The organism is Nocardiopsis mangrovi (assembly GCF_042653925.1).
GTDB classification, from domain to species: Bacteria; Actinomycetota; Actinomycetes; order Streptosporangiales; family Streptosporangiaceae; genus Nocardiopsis_B; species Nocardiopsis_B mangrovi.
In genome coordinates this window covers 177,336-193,944 of sequence record NZ_JBHSFQ010000007.1, presented here as the reverse complement: position 1 = coordinate 193,944, position 16,609 = coordinate 177,336, and the positions used below count along the sequence as shown (strand labels likewise).

The 16,609-nt window shown below is 73.4% G+C and carries 16 protein-coding genes; 6 read left to right on the top strand and 10 right to left on the bottom strand.

Annotation, left to right across the window (positions count from 1 at the left end; translation table 11 throughout):
- The first annotated feature begins 23 nt into the window (after positions 1–23).
- Both ACFO4E_RS10435 and ACFO4E_RS10430 read left to right on the top strand, forming a co-directional pair.
- Positions 24–1,028 carry a dihydroxyacetone kinase subunit DhaK gene (locus tag ACFO4E_RS10435; protein ID WP_378573338.1) on the top strand — a complete coding sequence of 335 codons (1,005 nt, stop codon included), beginning with the start codon at positions 24–26 and terminating at the stop codon, positions 1,026–1,028.
- Entirely contained in the window at positions 1,025–1,651 is a 627-nt protein-coding gene (locus ACFO4E_RS10430; RefSeq protein WP_378573336.1) for a DAK2 domain-containing protein, read from the top strand. The genes ACFO4E_RS10435 and ACFO4E_RS10430 overlap by 4 nt, the downstream gene beginning before the upstream one ends.
- A 249-nt stretch (positions 1,652–1,900) precedes the next feature.
- Here ACFO4E_RS10430 and ACFO4E_RS10425 read toward each other — a convergent pair whose 3' ends face one another.
- The 3 genes from ACFO4E_RS10425 to ACFO4E_RS10415 all read right to left on the bottom strand — a co-directional run bounded on the left by ACFO4E_RS10425 (position 1,901) and on the right by ACFO4E_RS10415 (position 5,768).
- Positions 1,901–3,346 (bottom strand): Nramp family divalent metal transporter, encoded by a 1,446-nt coding sequence (locus ACFO4E_RS10425; protein WP_378573334.1) that lies wholly within the window; start codon positions 3,344–3,346, stop codon positions 1,901–1,903.
- 83 nt (positions 3,347–3,429) lie between these two features.
- Positions 3,430–4,869, bottom strand: coding sequence for an FAD-binding oxidoreductase (locus tag ACFO4E_RS10420; RefSeq protein ID WP_378573332.1), 1,440 nt, complete (start codon positions 4,867–4,869; stop codon positions 3,430–3,432).
- A 167-nt stretch (positions 4,870–5,036) separates the two neighbouring features.
- On the bottom strand, positions 5,037–5,768 hold the full coding sequence (locus tag ACFO4E_RS10415) for a GntR family transcriptional regulator (protein ID WP_378573330.1): 732 nt from the start codon (positions 5,766–5,768) through the stop codon (positions 5,037–5,039).
- A 216-nt stretch (positions 5,769–5,984) separates the two neighbouring features.
- Here ACFO4E_RS10415 and ACFO4E_RS10410 point away from each other — a divergent pair, with 216 nt between their 5' ends.
- Positions 5,985–7,163 carry an alcohol dehydrogenase catalytic domain-containing protein gene (locus ACFO4E_RS10410; protein ID WP_378573328.1) on the top strand — a complete coding sequence of 393 codons (1,179 nt, stop codon included), beginning with the start codon at positions 5,985–5,987 and terminating at the stop codon, positions 7,161–7,163.
- Positions 7,164–7,288: 125 nt separating this feature from the next.
- Complete coding sequence (locus ACFO4E_RS10405; protein WP_378573326.1) at positions 7,289–7,897, top strand: TetR/AcrR family transcriptional regulator; 609 nt, start codon at positions 7,289–7,291, stop codon at positions 7,895–7,897.
- A 15-nt stretch (positions 7,898–7,912) separates the two neighbouring features.
- Here the strand turns inward: ACFO4E_RS10405 and ACFO4E_RS10400 are convergent, their stop codons facing one another.
- From ACFO4E_RS10400 to ACFO4E_RS10375, 6 genes are all read right to left on the bottom strand, one after another.
- Positions 7,913–8,905: a nucleoside hydrolase gene (locus tag ACFO4E_RS10400; RefSeq protein ID WP_378573324.1), complete on the bottom strand. Its 993-nt coding sequence runs from the start codon at positions 8,903–8,905 to the stop codon at positions 7,913–7,915.
- A gap of 21 nt (positions 8,906–8,926) precedes the next feature.
- Complete coding sequence (locus ACFO4E_RS10395; RefSeq protein WP_378573322.1) at positions 8,927–9,778, bottom strand: carbohydrate ABC transporter permease; 852 nt, start codon at positions 9,776–9,778, stop codon at positions 8,927–8,929.
- Positions 9,779–9,782: 4 nt separating this feature from the next.
- Positions 9,783–10,703: a carbohydrate ABC transporter permease gene (locus tag ACFO4E_RS10390; RefSeq protein ID WP_378573320.1), complete on the bottom strand. Its 921-nt coding sequence runs from the start codon at positions 10,701–10,703 to the stop codon at positions 9,783–9,785.
- 43 nt (positions 10,704–10,746) lie between these two features.
- Positions 10,747–12,066 carry a sugar ABC transporter substrate-binding protein gene (locus tag ACFO4E_RS10385; RefSeq protein ID WP_378573317.1) on the bottom strand — a complete coding sequence of 440 codons (1,320 nt, stop codon included), beginning with the start codon at positions 12,064–12,066 and terminating at the stop codon, positions 10,747–10,749.
- Between the two features lie 117 nt (positions 12,067–12,183).
- A complete protein-coding gene (locus ACFO4E_RS10380; protein WP_378573316.1) occupies positions 12,184–12,540 on the bottom strand; it encodes a hypothetical protein in 357 nt (118 codons plus the stop codon).
- 213 nt (positions 12,541–12,753) lie between these two features.
- Positions 12,754–13,539: a VldE C-terminal domain-containing protein gene (locus tag ACFO4E_RS10375; protein WP_378573314.1), complete on the bottom strand. Its 786-nt coding sequence runs from the start codon at positions 13,537–13,539 to the stop codon at positions 12,754–12,756.
- 207 nt (positions 13,540–13,746) lie between these two features.
- On the opposite strand from ACFO4E_RS10375, the gene ACFO4E_RS10370 reads away from it, so the two are divergent.
- Complete coding sequence (locus ACFO4E_RS10370) at positions 13,747–14,577, top strand: SDR family NAD(P)-dependent oxidoreductase (RefSeq protein WP_378573449.1); 831 nt, start codon at positions 13,747–13,749, stop codon at positions 14,575–14,577.
- 536 nt (positions 14,578–15,113) lie between these two features.
- On the opposite strand, the gene ACFO4E_RS10365 is transcribed toward ACFO4E_RS10370, so the two are convergent.
- Positions 15,114–15,764, bottom strand: coding sequence for a TetR/AcrR family transcriptional regulator (locus tag ACFO4E_RS10365; RefSeq protein WP_378573312.1), 651 nt, complete (start codon positions 15,762–15,764; stop codon positions 15,114–15,116).
- Between the two features lie 161 nt (positions 15,765–15,925).
- On the opposite strand from ACFO4E_RS10365, the gene ACFO4E_RS10360 reads away from it, so the two are divergent.
- Positions 15,926–16,558 (top strand): FMN-dependent NADH-azoreductase, encoded by a 633-nt coding sequence (locus ACFO4E_RS10360; protein ID WP_378573310.1) that lies wholly within the window; start codon positions 15,926–15,928, stop codon positions 16,556–16,558.
- Positions 16,559–16,609: the final 51 nt, after the last annotated feature.

Here is a 16,609-nt window from a genome sequence, read left to right as displayed (position 1 = left end):
CCGCTTCCACCCCGGGGGACCCCATGCGGAAATTGATCAACGCGCCCGACGACTTCGTCGACGAGTACCTCGCCGGCATCCTCGCCGCCCACCCCGGCGCCCTGCGCGCGGTCTCGGGCGACGGCCGTGCCCTCGCCCGCGCCGACGCGCCCGTGCCCGGCCGGGTCGGGATCGTCACCGGCGGCGGCTCGGGGCATTTGCCCGTGTTCCTCGGCTACGTGGGGCGCGGACTGGCCACGGCGGCCGCCGTGGGCAACGTCTTCTCCGCCCAGTCCGGCGATGCCGCCGAAGCCGCCGTCCGCGCCGCGGACTCCGGCGCGGGCGTGCTCTGCCTCTACGGCAACTACACGGGCGACCGGCTCAACTTCGACCTCGCCTGCGACCTCGCCGCCGACGACGGCATCACCACCCGCACCGTCCGGTTCACCGACGACGCGGCCTCCGCCCCGCCCGAACGCGCGGCCGAGCGCCGCGGCGTCGCCGGCCTGTTCTTCGGCTACAAGTGCGCGGGCGCCGCCGCCGAACGCGGCGACCCGCTCGACGCGGTGACCGCCATCGCCGCCCGAACCAACGCGGCGACGCGCAGCGCGGGCGTGGGCCTGGCGCCCACCATCATCCCCGCCACGGGGCGCCCGACGTTCACCCTTGAGCCGGGGGAGATGGAGATCGGTATCGGCATCCACGGCGAGCCCGGCATCCGGCGCGGCCCGCTGCAACCGGCCGACGCCGTCGCCGACCAGCTACTCGACACCGTGGCCCCGGAACTGGACCTGGCCCGCGGCGACCGCGTCGCCGTCCTGGTCAACGGGCTGGGGGCGACCTCGCGGGAGGAACTGTACATCCTGTTCCGGCGGGTCGCCGCCCGCCTCGGCGATCTCGGTGTCGGCGTCCACCGCACCTGGGTCGGCGAGTACGCCACGAGCATGGAGATGGCCGGCGCGTCGCTGAGCCTGCTGAAGCTGGACGACGAACTGGCCGGCCTGCTCGACGCCCCCGCCTCGTCGCCGTTCTTCCGGGAGGGCCCGTGAACGGAGACGGCTTCCGAGCGTGGGTCCTGGCGGCGCTGCCCGGTGTGGCCGGGCACGTCGAGGAGTTCACCGAGCTGGACTCCGCCGCGGGCGACGGCGACCTGGGCATCACGCTGCGGTCGGGAACCGCCGCGGTGGACGCCGCGCTGCGCGGGCTCGCCGAGGGGACGCCGATCGCCGTGGTGTGCCGGACGGCCGGCAAGGCGTTCGCGGCCGGCAACCCGTCGTCGTTCGCGGCGCTGGGCGGTGCCGGGCTGCTCGCGGCGGCCCGCACCCTCGCCGATGTACCGGACGCCGACCGCGGGGCGGCCGCCGCCGCGCTGCGGTCGGCGCTGGCGGTGATCATGGAGCGTGGCGGCGCGGCGCCTGGCGAGCGGACCGTCGTCGACGCGCTGCTGCCCAGTGTCGAGGTCCTGGAGAGGCAGGGCGGCGGCCCCGCCGCGCCGCTACCGGCGATGGTCGCCGCCGCCGAGGAGGCGACCGCGGCGACGGCCCACATGGTGCCGCGGCGGGGTCGGGCGGCCTGGACCGGCGACCGCGGTGCGGGGGTGCCCGATGCCGGGGCGACGGTGTGGCTGCGCACGCTTCAGGCGTTCGCAGCCACCGACGCACAGCGGCGCTGAACCCGGCGGAGACCGCCGGGCGCCCGAAGAGGGGCGCCCGGCGGTCTCTCGCGTGTGGGGGATCGCCCCGGACGGCCCGTCCAGGTGCCGCACGGCGGTGGGGTCGCCCCGGAGTCCCGGGGGCGACCCCACCGCCGCTCGGCCTCGGCCCCGCCTACAGCAGGCCCGCGGCCATGGCCGCGCCGATCAGCGCCGCCCAGACCACCAAAGCCGTGAGCAGCCGCAGCCAGATGCGGTACACCACCTCCATCACCCGCCCAGCAGGCCGCTGACCTGCGTGACGAGGGTGATCAGGGTGAACGCCCCGAAGAACAGCACGGCCCACACCATGATCGGCAGGCGGTACCCGCGCAGCCGGATCGCTGCGGGCAGCACCCGGCGGTTCAGCACGATCAGCAGGGCCGCGTTGGCCGTGACGACGACCGCCTGGATGCAGGCCGAGACCACGAGCAGGCCGAGCGGCTGGTCGAACCCGGCGAGCAGGATGGCCGACCCGGTGACGATCATGCTCCAGATGAGCACCGCGTAGATCCTGCTCTCGCTCCAATATCCGTGGTCGCGCAGGTAGGTGTTCTTCATCGTGTCGGCCGTCGTGCGCCCGACGATGTCCAGGACGCCGAGGGTGGTGCTGAACAGGAACAGCACGCCAGCGGCCCAGAAGAACAGCCCGAACCACGGTGCGATGGTGGTGGAGAGCACCTCTCCCTGGGCCCGCACGAAGTCCAGGTCGGCGCCCAGGTCGCGGCCGAACACGGTGGCGTAGGAGAGCATCGACAGGCTGATGATCGCCGCTGTGGATATGGCGGCGAAGGTGATCAGGTGCTCGGTGTTGGCGACCCGCCACCACCCGCGCCACCGGCGCAGGTTCGCCTCGTCCTGCGGGAAGAGGTACCCGGTGGAGGCGCGCGCCTCCACCTGCCCGGTGAAGGGGGACACGACGCGCGGAACGTAGGAGCCCATGCCGAAGCCCTTGTCCCGGACCCAGTTGGACAGGGCGACATCGCCCGCCCCGCCCCCCGCGTACACGACGGCGCTCAGCAGCATCGCCAGCTCGATGCCTTCGGGGAAGCGGCCGGCGTGGCCGAACCCCTCCGCCAGGGCGACCCAGTCCGACGCGGTCGTGGCCACGGCCATCGCCACGGCCATGAACACCAGCAGCCCGGCGACCATGAGGATCTGGAGCTTTTCGACGGTCTTGTACACGACGGGGGAGAGGGTCAGCGCGATGCCCGTCGCGATGAGGCCGAGGACCGCGATCACCGGCGCGTTGCCGCCCCCGAAGATGTAGGTCAGCAGCACGGCCGACCCGGTGGCCCAGCCGGGCCAGATGTGCGCGGCCAGGACGGCGATGGCGATGATGGGGCCGAGCGGCTTCCACATCCGGGAGTAGCCGGTCAGCACCGTCTCGCCGGTGGCGATGGTGTACCGCTCCATCTCCATGTGCAGGTAGAACTGCGTGGCGATGCTCAGCAGCGCCGTCCACAGCAGGACGAGCCCGAACTGCGACGTGATCAGCGGCCACATGATGTACTCGCCCGACCCCAGGGCGGCCGCGGCCAGGATGACGCCGGGGCCCAGCATGGACCTCAGCCGGCGCGGCTCGGGCAGGTCCCGGTAAGGGGCCTCGGGGAGGTGTCGGCTGGGCAGGCGATGGCTGCGTGCGGCATCGGGTGCGGGGGTGGCGGGCGTGCTCATCTTGCCTCTTCACGGTTTGGACGGGCGGGGCGTGCGGGTGCCCGGAGCGCGGCGGTCGCCTGCCCGGTGCGACCCCTGCCGGGTCAGTCCCCTTCGGGGGTGGCGATGACCTTTCCGGGGTTGAGGATCCCCAGGGGGTCGAGGGCGCGTTTGACCGCGTCGTGGGTGGCGGCCGCCACGGGGTCCAGCTCCGTGCGCAGCCAGCCGCGCTTGAGCAGGCCGACCCCGTGCTCGCCGGTCACCGTGCCGCCGAGGTCCAGCCCCAGCCGCATGATGTCGTCGAACGCCTGCTGGGCGAGGGCGGTCTGGCCGGGGTCGCCCGCGTCGAAGATGATGGTGGGGTGCATGTTGCCGTCGCCGGCGTGACCGGCGCAGGTGATGGTCAGGCCGGTGCGGTCGGCGATGGCGCCGACCGCGGCGAGCAGATCGGGCAGGGCCCGCCGCGGGACGCACACGTCGTCGGGGAGGATGGTGCCGAGGCTTTCGACCGCGGGGCCGACCATGCGCCGGGCCTCCAGCAGCATGCGCGATTCCTCCCGGTCGCCGGCCGTGATGACCTCCGCGCCGTGGCGCCCGCACAGGGCGGCGAACGCCGACAGGTCGGCGGCCGCCTCGGCGGAGTCCGACTGCACGAGCAGCGCCGCGCCGATGCCGGGCGGGAACCCGGGGTCGCGGAACGCGCGCACCGCCTCGATGGAGGGGGCGTCCATGAGCTCCACCATCGACAGGCGCGGCTCACCCGCCATCAGCTCCACGATGAGGCGGCACGCCTCGACCGCCGTGGCGAAGAACGCCACCGCGGTCAGCGGCTCCGCCGTCGCGGGGCGCAGCGCCAGCGTCGCCTCGGTGATCACCCCGAGGGTGCCCTCCGACCCCACGAACAGCCCGGTGAGGTCGTAGCCGGCGACGCCCTTGGCGGTCCGCCGCCCGGTGCGCATGACGGCACCATCGGCCCGGACGACCTCCAGCCCGCGGACGTAGTCGCGGGTGACCCCGTACTTGACGCAGCAGAACCCGCCCGCGTTGGTGGCGATGTTGCCGCCCAGCGTGGACGACTCCCACGACGCGGGGTCGGGTGGGTAGAACAGCCCCGCGCCGGCCGCTTCGCGGGAGAACACGGCGTTGACGACACCGGGCTGCACCGTGCCGATCTGCTCCACCGGGTCGATGCCGAGGATGCGGTCCATCTTCTCCAGGCTGAGCAGGATGCATCCGTCGACCGCGTTGGCGCCGCCGGTCAGGCCGGTGCGCGTGCCCTGCGGGACGACAGGGACGCCCAGCTCGGTGGCCAGCCGCAGCGTGGCCGAGACGTCGGCCGTCGTGCGTGCGCGAACGAGGGCCGCGGGCTCCCCGGCGGGGGTGAATGTGGCGTGGTCGGCGCGGTGGGCGGCGAGGATGCCGGGATCGGCGGTGACCGTCCCGGAGTCGAGTCGGGGGGGGGGGGGGGGGGGGAGCAGGCGCACCAGATCGTCGCCGGTCGCGGTGTGCGCCGCGCGCGGCGTGGCGGGGCTCGGTCGGGTCATTGGCCGTTCCACCCTCTCCGCCCGGTCGGGTGACCGGGACGAAACATCGGAGAAATGTCCAGCGTAGCGGCAGGGTAACATCTGGAACTTCAGATCTGAAGTTCCAGTTAATGTCGAATGTGTCCTGTGACACAAACGAGATCGGGGGTGAGGCGCCCTTGCGACCGTCAGCGGAGGGCGCGGCCGGGGGCGGTGGCGGGGCCGCGGTAGGTCTCGCCGTACAGCGCGGCGAAGTCCTCCAGCGTCCACGCCCGGACCTCGCCGACATGGACGGCGGCCTCGTCGCGGGCGCGCTCGGCGTCGCCGGCGATCATGGCGTCGAGGATCGCGAGGTGTCGCTGTGAGGCGCCCCGGATCCGGTGCGCCCCCGTGGCCCCGACGACCTGCATCCACTCGATGTAGCCCTCGACGCCCGCCCGTGCGCGCCGCAGCCGCTCGTTGCCCGCGTACTCCATGATGGTGGTGTGCAGGCGGGTATCACTGGCGAAGAACGGCTCGTAGTCACCGGAGCCGGCGGCGGCCTCGGCCGCGACCACCTCCGCCCGCAGCTCCTGGAGTACATCGGCGGGAACGGCGCCCGTGGCGCGCAGGGTGGCCACCCACTCGATGCCCAGGCGCACGTCGCAGACCTCGCGGATGTCGTTCAGGGTCAGCGTCGACACATAGGTGCCCGAGCGTGCCCGGGTGGTGACGAGCCCGTCGAGCTCCAGCCGGGCCAGCGCCTGGCGTAGCGGGGTCTTGGAGATCCCGAGCTCGGCCATCAGGGCGGGCAGGTCGATCCGGGAATCGGGTCGCAGGCCCCCCCGGACGATGCGCCCGCGCAGCAGCCAGTACACCTGCTCGGAGAACTTGTCGGCGACGACCAGCCCAGCAGCGGCCTCCCGCTCCGGACCGGCCACGTCGGCTCCCCTCGTCCGCCGCCCCGTGCCGGGTCGGCGCTTCGCGGTCACCCACCCGTGCGGGGTGACAATGGGTCACCGATTCTAGCATCTGGAATTTCAGTTCACGCCCCGTGGGGCTGCCGGGCGGCGGTAATGGCCGTGCCGTGTCCACGACGTTTATAACGACTGTCATAATCGGTGGGGTCGCATCGCCCCCCATCGCAGGAGCCGCACATGTCCCACCACCCCGTATCCGCGCCGGCCGGGCCCGGTACCGTGCGCGAACTGCTGTTCCGGCGCTCCGGTGTCCTGGAGTGGGGTGAGCGCGCGGCGCCCGCGCTCCAGGATCCGGGCGACGCGATCGTGCGCCCGTTCATCGCCGGGCGCTGCGACGGCGACACGCTGCCGCTCCACCGGCCCGTCTCCCGCGCGATGCAGGCGGGGATGGCGCTGGGCGCGGTGGACCCGGTGGTGGGCAGCATCTGCGGCAAGGTGCCCTTCCGGGGGCCCTTCGCGATCGGCCACGAGTGCGTGGCCGAGGTCCTGCACGTGGGCGAGGACGTGCGGGGTGTGCGCCCCGGGGACCGGGTCGTGGTGCCCTGGTCGGTCTCCTGCGGCACCTGCGAGCGGTGCCGCCGCGGGCTGACCTCCAAGTGCACCACCACCGCCCGCTCCACCCTGGCCGCCTTCGGATTCGGCCCCGCCAGCGGAGCCTGGGGCGGCATGGTCACCGACACCTTCCGCGTGCCCTTCGCCGACCACATGCTCGTGGGCGTTCCCGACGGCGTCCCCTCGCTGCGGGTGGCCGCGGCGAGCGACAACCTCGCCGACGCCTGGCGCACCGTGGCCGGCCCCCTGGCCGAACGGCCGGGCGGCACGGTGCTGGTCCTGGGCGGCGGCGCCAAGAGCATCGGCCTCTACGCCGCCGGGCTCGCCGCGGCCCTCGGGGCGGCCGAGGTCGACTACCTCGACGACAACCCCCGGCGCCGCGAGATCGCCGAATCCTTCGGGGCCCGGGCCCGCCCGCTCACCGCGCCGGGCACCCGGCCGCGCAGCGGGGGCTACGACATCGCGGTGGAGGCGACCTCCCGCACCTTCGGCCTGGCCCGGGCCGTCCGTGCCCTGGCCCCGGGCGGGGTGTGCACCGCCGTGGGCTACTACGTGGCCCCGGCCACGCGGGTGCCGCTGATGCGGATGTACGCCACCGACGCCACGCTGCGCCTGGGCGTCTCCCACCCCCGGGCGGTGCTGCCCGAGCTGCTGGACTTCGTCGCCCGCACGGGCTTCCCGGCGGAGCGGGCCATCACGCTCACCGCCGACTGGGAGCAGGCCCCGACCGCCTACGCCGCCCGCTCCACCAAGGTCGTGCTCCGGCGCGCACCGCTCGCGGCCGTCGAACCGGGTGGCGACTAGCCCGGCCCGGTACGGGGCGGACGTGTGCGCCCGGGGTGGCGCCGGCCGGTTCGGGGACCGGTGCGACGCGGCGCGCTCCGTAGACTATGGCGGTCGTCACGGCCGGTCGGGAGGGGGTCGTACACGTGGCCGAGGACAATCCGCGGGCGCGCGAGCGGATCGTGGCCGGGGCGGCCGAGATGATCGGGCGGCGCGGCCTGAACGCCGCGAGCATCCGCGAGACCGCCCGGCACGCCAGGGCGCCGCTCGGTTCCACCTACCACTACTTCCCCGGCGGCAAGGGGCAGCTGGCCGCGGAGGCCGTCCGCTACGCCGGCGGGGCCGTTGCGCGGAGCCTGCGCGCCGAGCTGCGGGCGGGTCCGGCCGCGGGGCTGCGCGCGTTCCTCGCCCTGTGGCGCGCGATGCTCGTCGGCGGCGATTTCCGGCTCGGCTGCCCCGTTCTGGCCGTGTCCGTCGAGGAGCCCCCGGACGGGGAGGTCCCCGCAGCCCTGGAAGCGGCCGCCAAGGCATTCGGCGCATGGGAGGACCTGCTGGCCGCCTCGCTGCGGGAGCACGGTACGGGGGCCGAACAGGCCGAACAGCTCGCGACGCTCGTCGTCGCCGCGGTCGAGGGGGCCGTGGTGATGTGCCGCGCCACGCGCAGCACGCGGCCCCTCGACCGGGTCGCCGAGCAGCTTCAGCCGCTGATCGGCGACGCGGTCGCCAGCCCGGCGGGCCCGGCGGGGGAGCCGTGACGGCGCCCGGGTGCGTCAGGCGCCCGCGGGCGCGGTGAGGGTGTCCACGAGGCAGGCGACGAGCCGGGCGTTGTCGACGGTGTCGAGGACGTCGATGGGCGGGATGTCGGGGATGGTCAGGCCGGTCGCACGGGCGGTGCGGCCGCCGGGGTCCCAGGCGATCGGGCGGGCGCGGGTCAGGGTGCCGCGGAGTTCGACGCCGACCCGCACGCGGCGGCGGGTGGCCAGGCCGGGATCCAGGAGCACGGCGACGGCGAGCGGGTCGTGCAGGTGGCATCCGGGCAGGCCGCGCGCTTGGGAGACCCACCGTACCCACGGGCGCGTGGTCGCGGCGAGGTGGTCGGCCAGCGGGCCGGCGCCGCTGAGGCTGTCGACGTCGGCGAGGGTGAACGACGTCAGGCGGGTGACGTCGAAGGGCACGAGGGTGATCGGCGCGCCGCTGGTCAGCACGGCCTGAGCGGCTTCGGGGTCGTAGCCGAAGTTGAGCTCCTGGAACATGTCGGGCACGGCGAACGCGCCGCCCATGATGGTCAGCGACGCCAGCTCCCCCGCCAGCTGCGGGCGCAGCCGCAGGGCGTGGGCGACGTTGGTCAGCGGGCCCACCGCCACCAGGTGCACCTCCCCGGGCGACGCCGCGACCCTGCGGACGATCTCCTGGGCGGCGACGGGCGGGCCGCCGTCGGCGGGCGGGATCGCGGCGATGCCCTTCCACAGCTCGCGCGCCGCCTCGGTGTCGTGCCGGCCGTCGAGGTCGGCCCGCCAGGGGGCGGGGTCCTCCACGAGCGGGGCGGCGGCGCCGGGCAGGACCGGGACGTCGCGGGCGCCGGCGCGGTCCAGGAGGTCGCGTGCGACCGCGACGCCCACGTCGCGCGGGGTGTTGCCGGCGACGACGGTGACGGCCTCCAGGGTGATGGAGGGGGCGGCGAGCGCGAGCCCGAGCGCCAGCCCGTCGTCGATGTCGGAGGCCGGGATCGTGTTTCCGGGGTCGCAGTCGATGATGACGCGCATGGGTACGGTGTGCCCTCTCGTCTACTCTTTGCCGCCGGTGGACGCCAGCGACGCGGTGAATTGGCGCTGGAAGACCAGCAGGATCAGCAGGGGGACGCCGGCGGCCAGGACGGATCCGGCGAACATCTGCCCGTAGTCCACGCCCAGTTCCCCGGCGAAGTCGGCGATGGCCACGGGCGCCACCTTCATCGCCGGGTCGGGGGCGATGAGCAGCGGCCACAGGAACGACTGCCACTGGAACACGAACACCACCAGCCCGGCGCCGACCAGCGACGGGCGCGACAGCGGCAGGTAGATGTGGCGGAACACCCCCCACCACGACAGCCCGTCGATGCGCGCCGCCTCGGCCAGTGAGGGCGGGATGTTGAGGAAGAACTGGCGGAGCAGGAAGATCGCCAGCCCGTTGCCGATCCCGGGCAGCACCAGGCCGAGGTAGGTGTTCTGCATGTCCATCGCGCGAAACGTCGTGGCCAGCGGGATGGCGATGGCCTCGAACGGGATGAGGAAGCTCAGCACCAGCACGGAGAACAGGGCCGAGCGGCCGGGGAACTTCAGCACGGCCAGGGCGAAGGCGGCGGTGGCCGACAGGAACGTGCCGAGCACGACGGTGCAGAACGCCACGATCACCGAGTTGATCATCGCCCAGCGGAACTCCCCGCCGAGCAGGGCGGTGAAGTTGTCGAAGGTGACGGTCTCGGGGATGAGCGTGTGCCAGGACAGCGGGTAGAGGTGGGCGAAGATCTCCTCGCCGGGCCGCAGCGCCGCGCTGAGCGCCCACAGCAGGGGCAGGACCGACAGCAGCGCCGCGGGGATCGCGATCCACAGGGCGCGCCGTCCGGCGCGGATCTCGGCTTCGCCGGTGTGGGCGGCCATGTCGTCAGTCCTTCCCGGGCAGCAGGCGGAACTGCACCACCACGACCGCCAGCACGATCGCGATGAGTACCACGGTCCCCGCCGACGCGGTGGCGGTGTCGCCCGTGACGTAGGCGCGTTCGAACACCTGGTTCATGATCAGATCGGTGGAGCCCTCGGGGCCGCCCTGGGTCAGGATCTGCACGGGGGCGAAGACGAGGAAGTTCGACACGGTGTCGGCGACCAGGACGAACATCAGGGGGCGCCGCAGCCCGGGCAGGGTGATGTGGCGGAAGGTGTTCCACGCGCCCGCGCCGTCGATGGCGGCGGCCTCGTAGAGGCTCCGGGGGATGTCCTTGACCCCGGCGACCAGGAACGTCATCCAGTAGCCGACCCCCACCCAGCTGCACACGACGATGATCGAGAACATTGCCGTGTCCGGGCTGGTCAGGAACGGGATGCTCGGCAGGCCCAGGGCGTTGGCCACACCGTTGAGCGGGCCCTCGGGGCGGAACGCCACCGACCACACGATGGCCGAGACGGTCTGGGGGACCGCGACGGGCAGCAGGATGAGCGTGCGCCACAGGCCGGCGGCGGGGACCCGCTTGCTGAGGGTGACCGCCAGCCACAGGGCCAGGGCGATCTGCAACGGGTTGATGATGACGCCGAACAGCAGGGTGACCTTGAGCGAGCCGATGAAGGTGGGATCGGCGAACAGGCGCTCGAAGGTGTACCAGACGGGGCGCCCGTCCTCCGGGCGCAGGGACGCCGCGATCGCGCTGATCGAGGGCCACAGCCGCAGCAGGGCCAGGGCGATGACGGCGGGCAGCAGCATGGCCGCCGCGGTCGCCCACATCGAGCGCCGCGCGGACGCGCCGAGCGTCCGCCGGCCCCGGTCGGGGGGAGCCCCGTCCTTACGGGGCTGTGCGGGTGCGGTGAGTGTCATGTCTCCTCGGCTTCCACTCGCCGGCCGGGCGGGCCGGGCAGGGTCAGTTCATGTCGCGGTAGCGCTGGAGCAGGTTGTCGAGCTGCTCGTCGGCGCCGCTGAGGGATTCCGCGACATCGGAGCCGTTGCGGATGTCGGAGAACGCCTTGTTGATCGTCGTCTCGAAGTCGACGTAGCCGACGCTGCGGGGCCGGTGCCGGGCGGTCGTCTCCAGCTCGTAGGCGAGCAGTTCGTCGAACCCGGCGACGGAGTCGCCCCCGCTGTCGAGCGTCCGCTCGATGTAGTCGTCGTAGGCGACGGCGTTGGCCGGTGGGAGCGTCATCTGCCCCGTGGTGGCCAGCGCGCCGGCGGAGTCCAGCGACAGGAACCGGGCGAAGGCGCGGGCGTCGTCGGGGTGGGCGCTGTAGGCGCTGACCCCGACCGCCCAGGAGTCCGTGGGGGTCACCGCCTCGCCGCCCGCGAAGTAGGGGTGCGGGGCGATGCCGAAGTCGAGCCCTTCGGCCTCCAGGAACGGGCCGATGCGGCCGGGCCCGCCGACGAAGTAGGCGAGCTGGCCCGAGGTGAACACGTCGGGCATCTGCTGGGGGTCGATCCCGCGCGGCGACAGGCGCGAGGAGTGCAGGCCCGCGTACCAGTCCATGACCTCCCGCCACTGCGGTCCGGCCACGTCGGGGTGCAGAGCGCCCTCGCCCGCCAGGCCGTCGCCCGCCCCGGCGGAGGCGAGCAGGGGCTGGAGCTGGAAGTAGCGGTCCACCTGGTCGAAGCCGAGCCCGTAGCGGGCTCCGGCGTCCTGCGCTTCGCGTCCCTGGTCGGCGACCTCCTCCCAGGTCAGGCGGTCGTCAGGGGCGGCGCCGGGCTCGTCGATGCCGGCCGCGTCCAGCAGGTCGCGGTTGTAGAAGAGGAAGGAGCTGGAGGTCCACAGCGGGTAGGCCCAGACCCTGCCGTCCCAGCTGACGGAGTCCATGGCGGGCCCGACCACGGCTTCGCGGATGGCCTCGGAGTCGTCGCTGACGTCGACCAGGAACCCGCGCTCGGCCTGGGCGGGAACCCGCGGCGGGTCGGCGGCGAAGACGTCGACCGACGTGTCCTGCGCCCCCACCCGCGCCTGGACCTGGGCGTTGAGGTCGTCGAAGGGCACCGGCTGCTCCTCGATGTGCACGTCGGGGTGTTCGGCCTCGAACAGCTCGATCGCGTCGGCGAAGGTCCCGGCGGGCTGGGAGTGCAGGAACCGGATGATCCGGGCCCCGTCGTCGGTGGTGGTGCTGCTGGTGCGCCCGATGCACGCCGTCGCGGCAAGGGCCACGGCGAGCGTTGCGCACAGCACGGCCAGGCCGCGGCGGGCGGCGGGGGTGGCGGACCGCATGCGTGACTCCTCGACTCGTCCAAAACCGGTGCCCCACGACAAAACGTTTTGCATCTCAGCTGGTGGATGTCGTGCCGTGTGAAGCGGTCTCAGACATTAACCACGCGGTGTCCCGCATCACAAGTTGGATCTCACGACGTGGGACGTCGATTCTGGCAGGGGACGGTGCGCCGTCCCCCCTGGGCGGCGCCGGATCCGGATGCGGCGCAGGGGCACCTCCCAGGACGTGACCAGCGCCGACGGACCTTCGAGGCCGGCGCACAGCAGCTCGATGAAGCCCTGCACGGTGCGGTAGCGCCCGCCACTCGGCCGCCCCGCCGTCGTCCCCGGGCACCTGCCGGGTCCAGTGACCGCCACCATGTCGCGGGCCTGGCTGTCGAGGCGGAAGAACTGCTCCGGCTCGTCGGCGGACACCTCAGCGGGGAAGGGGCCGTAGCGGGCGATCTGCTCATCGGAGAGGAATTCATGAGGCATGGGATGGACCGTAGGGGTCCTGAGCTGCCCGGAATCCCGCCGTCACCGAACCGCGGCCCGGGGCAGCTCCTTACCGCCAAATCCTGTAGCCATCCTCCTCTACCCTCGACTACGGCAATTTACAAAAATCTACTTTGTACAGGTGGTGGTATCGGAAAGTCCACCGCCTTTGCAACAGCGAAGACACGAAATGGAGCGGCTACGCCGCACTCATCACGGGTCCGCCTTCTCGCCGATCTGGACGTCCACGTGGACGTGGTCGACATGGCGCAGGATCTCGTTGTCGGGGTCGCCGATGGGCGGCGGCTGGTAGCTCGCCCATCCGCCCTGGGAGTCGCTGATGCTCCAAATGCGGTCGTCGAAGATGACGTTGGCGACGTGGAACTCCTCGGCGTGGGCGACCAGCCAGTGCGCCAGGAGCCACCCCGAGCGCCGGTTCTCCTCGCTGATGGGCCGGAAGAAGAAGTCGACGGCCGCTCCCAGGTAGTGGGCGGAGTCGATGCCGTGGCCCGACGTGAGGCCGCCGGGCTGGAACCCGCCCACGCTCTGCTCGCCGAAGGTCTCGGTCACGGCCGTGAGTACGGCCTGGGCGCGCGGTGTCAGGCCGCTGGCGGTGAAGTCCTCCGACAGCAGGTCGTCGGTGGTGGCGGCGCGGCAGGTGAGGCTGGGGCCCGCGTCGTCGGGCGGCCCTTCGCGCAGCCGCTCCAGCACCGCGGGGTCGATCCCGTAGGTGCTGGGCGCCTTGGCGCCCACGGCCTCCAGCACTACGGCCGTGGTCGCCCGCCGGGCGTCCTCCACCGACAGTCCCACCGACGCGCCGTCCTCGCCCGTGCCGATGTGCACGTCGCACGGCGGGTCGGGCCGTGCGGCCGCGCGTTCGGGTTCGGGTGCCTCCGCGTTCATCGATCGGGACAGCACCAGGTAGGCCCCTGCGGCCAGGACGATGACGGCCGCCAGCGTCGCCGCGACCCTGCGTATCCGACAGGTGAATGTGCTCATACTCCGGACGGTAACCGCGCAGGTCAGACGGGTGAATGCGGCATTCCGGTCATGACGGAAGCATGACTCATATCTTGCGATATCGATCTTCACCCAGCTAAGGAGGGATTTTCCCGACGTCCGGGGTCCCACGGTGCCCGGGACGGCCGTTGTGGTGGGGGCCGTGGTGATGCGGTGGCCGGTCTCATCTGAGAATGGGTGGGCCGCGTGTGGTGCGGGGCCGGTGCGGGACGGCGGGGGTGCGTTGTGGAGCGGTCGTATGTGGTGACCGGTGGGGGCCGGGGTGTGGGACGGGCGGTCGTGGAGCGGCTGGCGGGTGACGGCGCCCATGTGGTGGCGGTGGAGATGGACGGTGCGGCGCTGGAGTGGATGGGCGGGCATCCGGCGCGGGAGCGGCTGGCGGGTGTGGTGGGGGACGCCGGGGACGAGGCGGTGGCGGAGCGGGCGGCCGATCGTGCGGGGGAGCGGGGGCCGCTGGCGGGGTGGGTCAACAACGCTGCGGTCTTCCGGGATGCGTCGGTGCATTCGTCATCGGCGCGTGAGGTGCTGGAACTGATCGGGTTGAACCTCGCGCCGGCGGTGGCGGGGTGCGCGGTGGCGGTGCGGCGGTTCCTGGAGCAGGGCGGGACGGGCGCGGTGGTGAACGTGTCGTCGCATCAGGCGCAGCGGGCGGTTCCGGGGTGTGTGCCCTATGTGACGGCGAAGGCGGGCATCGAGGGCCTGACGCGGGCGCTGGCGGTGGAGTACGGGGCGCGCGGGGTGCGGGTGAACGCGGTGGCGCTGGGGTCGATCGCCACGGAGCGCTATGCGGCGTTCCTGGCCGGGCGCTCGGCGGCCGAGGCGGCGTCCGTCGAGGAGGAGATGGGCCGGCTGCACCCGGTGGGCCGGGTGGGAACGGTGCGGGAGGTGGCGGGGGCGGTGGCGTTCCTGCTGTCGGAGGAGGCCGGGTTCATCAACGGTGCGACGGTCCCGGTCGACGGCGGCCGCGGCGTGCTGGCGCGCGACCCGGAGTCCCACGACGCGCCCGGCGCGGGGTGAGCGGACCGGCCGCGGTCACTGGCGGTGGGGGTCGTCCTGGGCGCGGCCCGCGGTGAGCGCCTGCGGGTGACGGCGGGCCGGGGCCGATGCCGGCTCCGTGCCAGGCGATGCCGAGCCGGGCGGCGACAATGGGGCCGAGCGCGTCGAAGGGTTCGACGACTAGGTCGGCACCCCAGGCGGCGGCCTGGTGGAGGCTGTCATCGATGCCGGGGTCGACGCGGGCGCCGCCGAAGATCTCGCCGATGATCGGAGGCGTGGGGTGGAAGGCGTCGGCGCCGGTGCGGCGGGCCGCCTCTTCGGAGAATTCGTCTGGCATCGCGCCCGCGTCGAGGTATCGGACCTCGGGGGGAGCTCTTCGCTGACCGTGGCCCCGGTACCCGGCGCTGGACAGCACAGCGACGTCGTGGCGGCCTGCGTCGGTCGCCGCCTGCATCAGCGGAACCAGCGGCGGTACGTGGCCGAAGGCGGGGGTTGCGCTGAACAGCGGTGGCGGTGGCGGAGTCGGGGGCGGCGCGGAGCGCCCGGGGGGCGGGCGGCTAGGGCGTCGCGGTGTGCGGGTCCCGGGGGGTCGCGTGGCAGTGGTGGGTGACGCGTTCGATGAGGGCCGTCCAGCTTTCGGCCAGGGGGTGGTCGTCGCCCGGGGGTGCGTGGTCGAGCGCCATGTAGAGCAGCAGGGGGCCTTCCAGCGCGCCGGCGAGTTGGACGGCGAGGGCGTCCAGGTGGGGTGTCGGCAGGTGGGGGAGGCGGAGTTCGGCGAGCAGCATGCGGATGTGGGGGCGGGTTATGCCGGCGGCGCCCGCGGGGGCGGGCTGGCCGGGGTCCATGGCGGCGCGGACGATGGCGTGGTGGGCCAGGAGGAAGGGGATGCGGGCGCGGCCGAAGGCGATCAGGCGCTGTCGGGGGTCGGCGCCGGGGCCCAGTGGCGGGGGGCCGGAGAGGACCTGTTGCTGGAATCGGCTTTCGTTGTCGTCGAGGAGGGCGCGGAAGATGCCGGCGCGGGTGCCGAATCGGCGGAAGACGGTTCCTTTTCCCAGCCCTGCGCGTTCGGCGAGGGCGTCCATGGTGACGTTCTCCGTGCCGTGTTCGGCGATCATCGCGCGGGCGGTCTCGAGGAGGCGTTCGCGGTTGCGTGCGGCGTCGGCGCGTTCGCCGCGCGGCTTTCCGAAGGGCACGAGGGGCACGTTCACAGGAGCAATCTACTTCACAGGGGTGGTCTGCCCTCCGGGATCAAAAGCGGGGTAAAGTCCGTTTATGCTGTGCGGGGTGGCGGCGCCGGGTCGTGCCCTGCACGGCCGCCTATCGCCACTCCGCACCTTGCGGACCCGAAACCCCTGGAGAAGTGAGTCCCATGCACCTGTTCCGACTCGACGCCAGCATCCTTCCGGCCATGTCCACCAGCGCCGAGATCGCCGATCGCGCCGAGGCCGAATGGACCTCCGCCCACCCCGAGGGCACCGTGACCCGCCGCCACCTGGGCACCGCCCCGCTTCCCGCCGACGCCTGGGCGCTGGCCACCACCTCCGGCTCCCTCCCCGAGGCCGAGCGCACCCCGGCCCAGCGCGAAGCGCGCGCCCTCGCCGCCGAACTGGCCGCCGAACTCCAGGACGCCGACGCCGCGATCCTGGCCGTCCCCCTGTACAACTTCGGGGTCTCCCAGCACTTCAAGTCCTACGTCGACCTGGTGATCGCGGGCGCGGGGCCCTCCGCCCCGCTGCTGAAGGGCACCCCGACCGTGGTGGCCACCACGCTGGGCGGCGGCTACGGCCCGGGGACCCCGCGCGAGGGCTGGGACCACTCGACCCCCTACCTGCGGCGCGTCGTCGGCGACATCTGGCAGGCCGACCTCACCCTCATCAAGTGCGAGCTCACCCTCGCCGCGACCACGCCGGGCATGGAGGGCCTCAAGGGCCTGGCCGAGCAGCAGCACGCCCAGGCCCTGGCCGCCGCCGGCGACGCGGGGCGGGTCCTGGCGGGGGTCTGACGGGCGGGCCGGCGTACTCGCCGCGTCGTTGTCGCGGGGGAGCGGCGGCGG

Coding starts and splice junctions, on each gene's coding strand:
- ACFO4E_RS10435 (WP_378573338.1), top strand. CDS start 24: ATGCGGAAATTGATCAACGCGCCCGACGACTTCGTCGACGAGTACCTC.
- ACFO4E_RS10425 (WP_378573334.1), bottom strand. CDS start 3,346: ATGAGCACGCCCGCCACCCCCGCACCCGATGCCGCACGCAGCCATCGC.
- ACFO4E_RS10420 (WP_378573332.1), bottom strand. CDS start 4,869: ATGACCCGACCGAGCCCCGCCACGCCGCGCGCGGCGCACACCGCGACC.
- ACFO4E_RS10410 (WP_378573328.1), top strand. CDS start 5,985: ATGTCCCACCACCCCGTATCCGCGCCGGCCGGGCCCGGTACCGTGCGC.
- ACFO4E_RS10400 (WP_378573324.1), bottom strand. CDS start 8,905: ATGCGCGTCATCATCGACTGCGACCCCGGAAACACGATCCCGGCCTCC.
- ACFO4E_RS10395 (WP_378573322.1), bottom strand. CDS start 9,778: ATGGCCGCCCACACCGGCGAAGCCGAGATCCGCGCCGGACGGCGCGCC.
- ACFO4E_RS10390 (WP_378573320.1), bottom strand. CDS start 10,703: ATGACACTCACCGCACCCGCACAGCCCCGTAAGGACGGGGCTCCCCCC.
- ACFO4E_RS10385 (WP_378573317.1), bottom strand. CDS start 12,066: ATGCGGTCCGCCACCCCCGCCGCCCGCCGCGGCCTGGCCGTGCTGTGC.
- ACFO4E_RS10380 (WP_378573316.1), bottom strand. CDS start 12,540: ATGCCTCATGAATTCCTCTCCGATGAGCAGATCGCCCGCTACGGCCCC.
- ACFO4E_RS10375 (WP_378573314.1), bottom strand. CDS start 13,539: ATGAGCACATTCACCTGTCGGATACGCAGGGTCGCGGCGACGCTGGCG.
- ACFO4E_RS10360 (WP_378573310.1), top strand. CDS start 15,926: ATGCACCTGTTCCGACTCGACGCCAGCATCCTTCCGGCCATGTCCACC.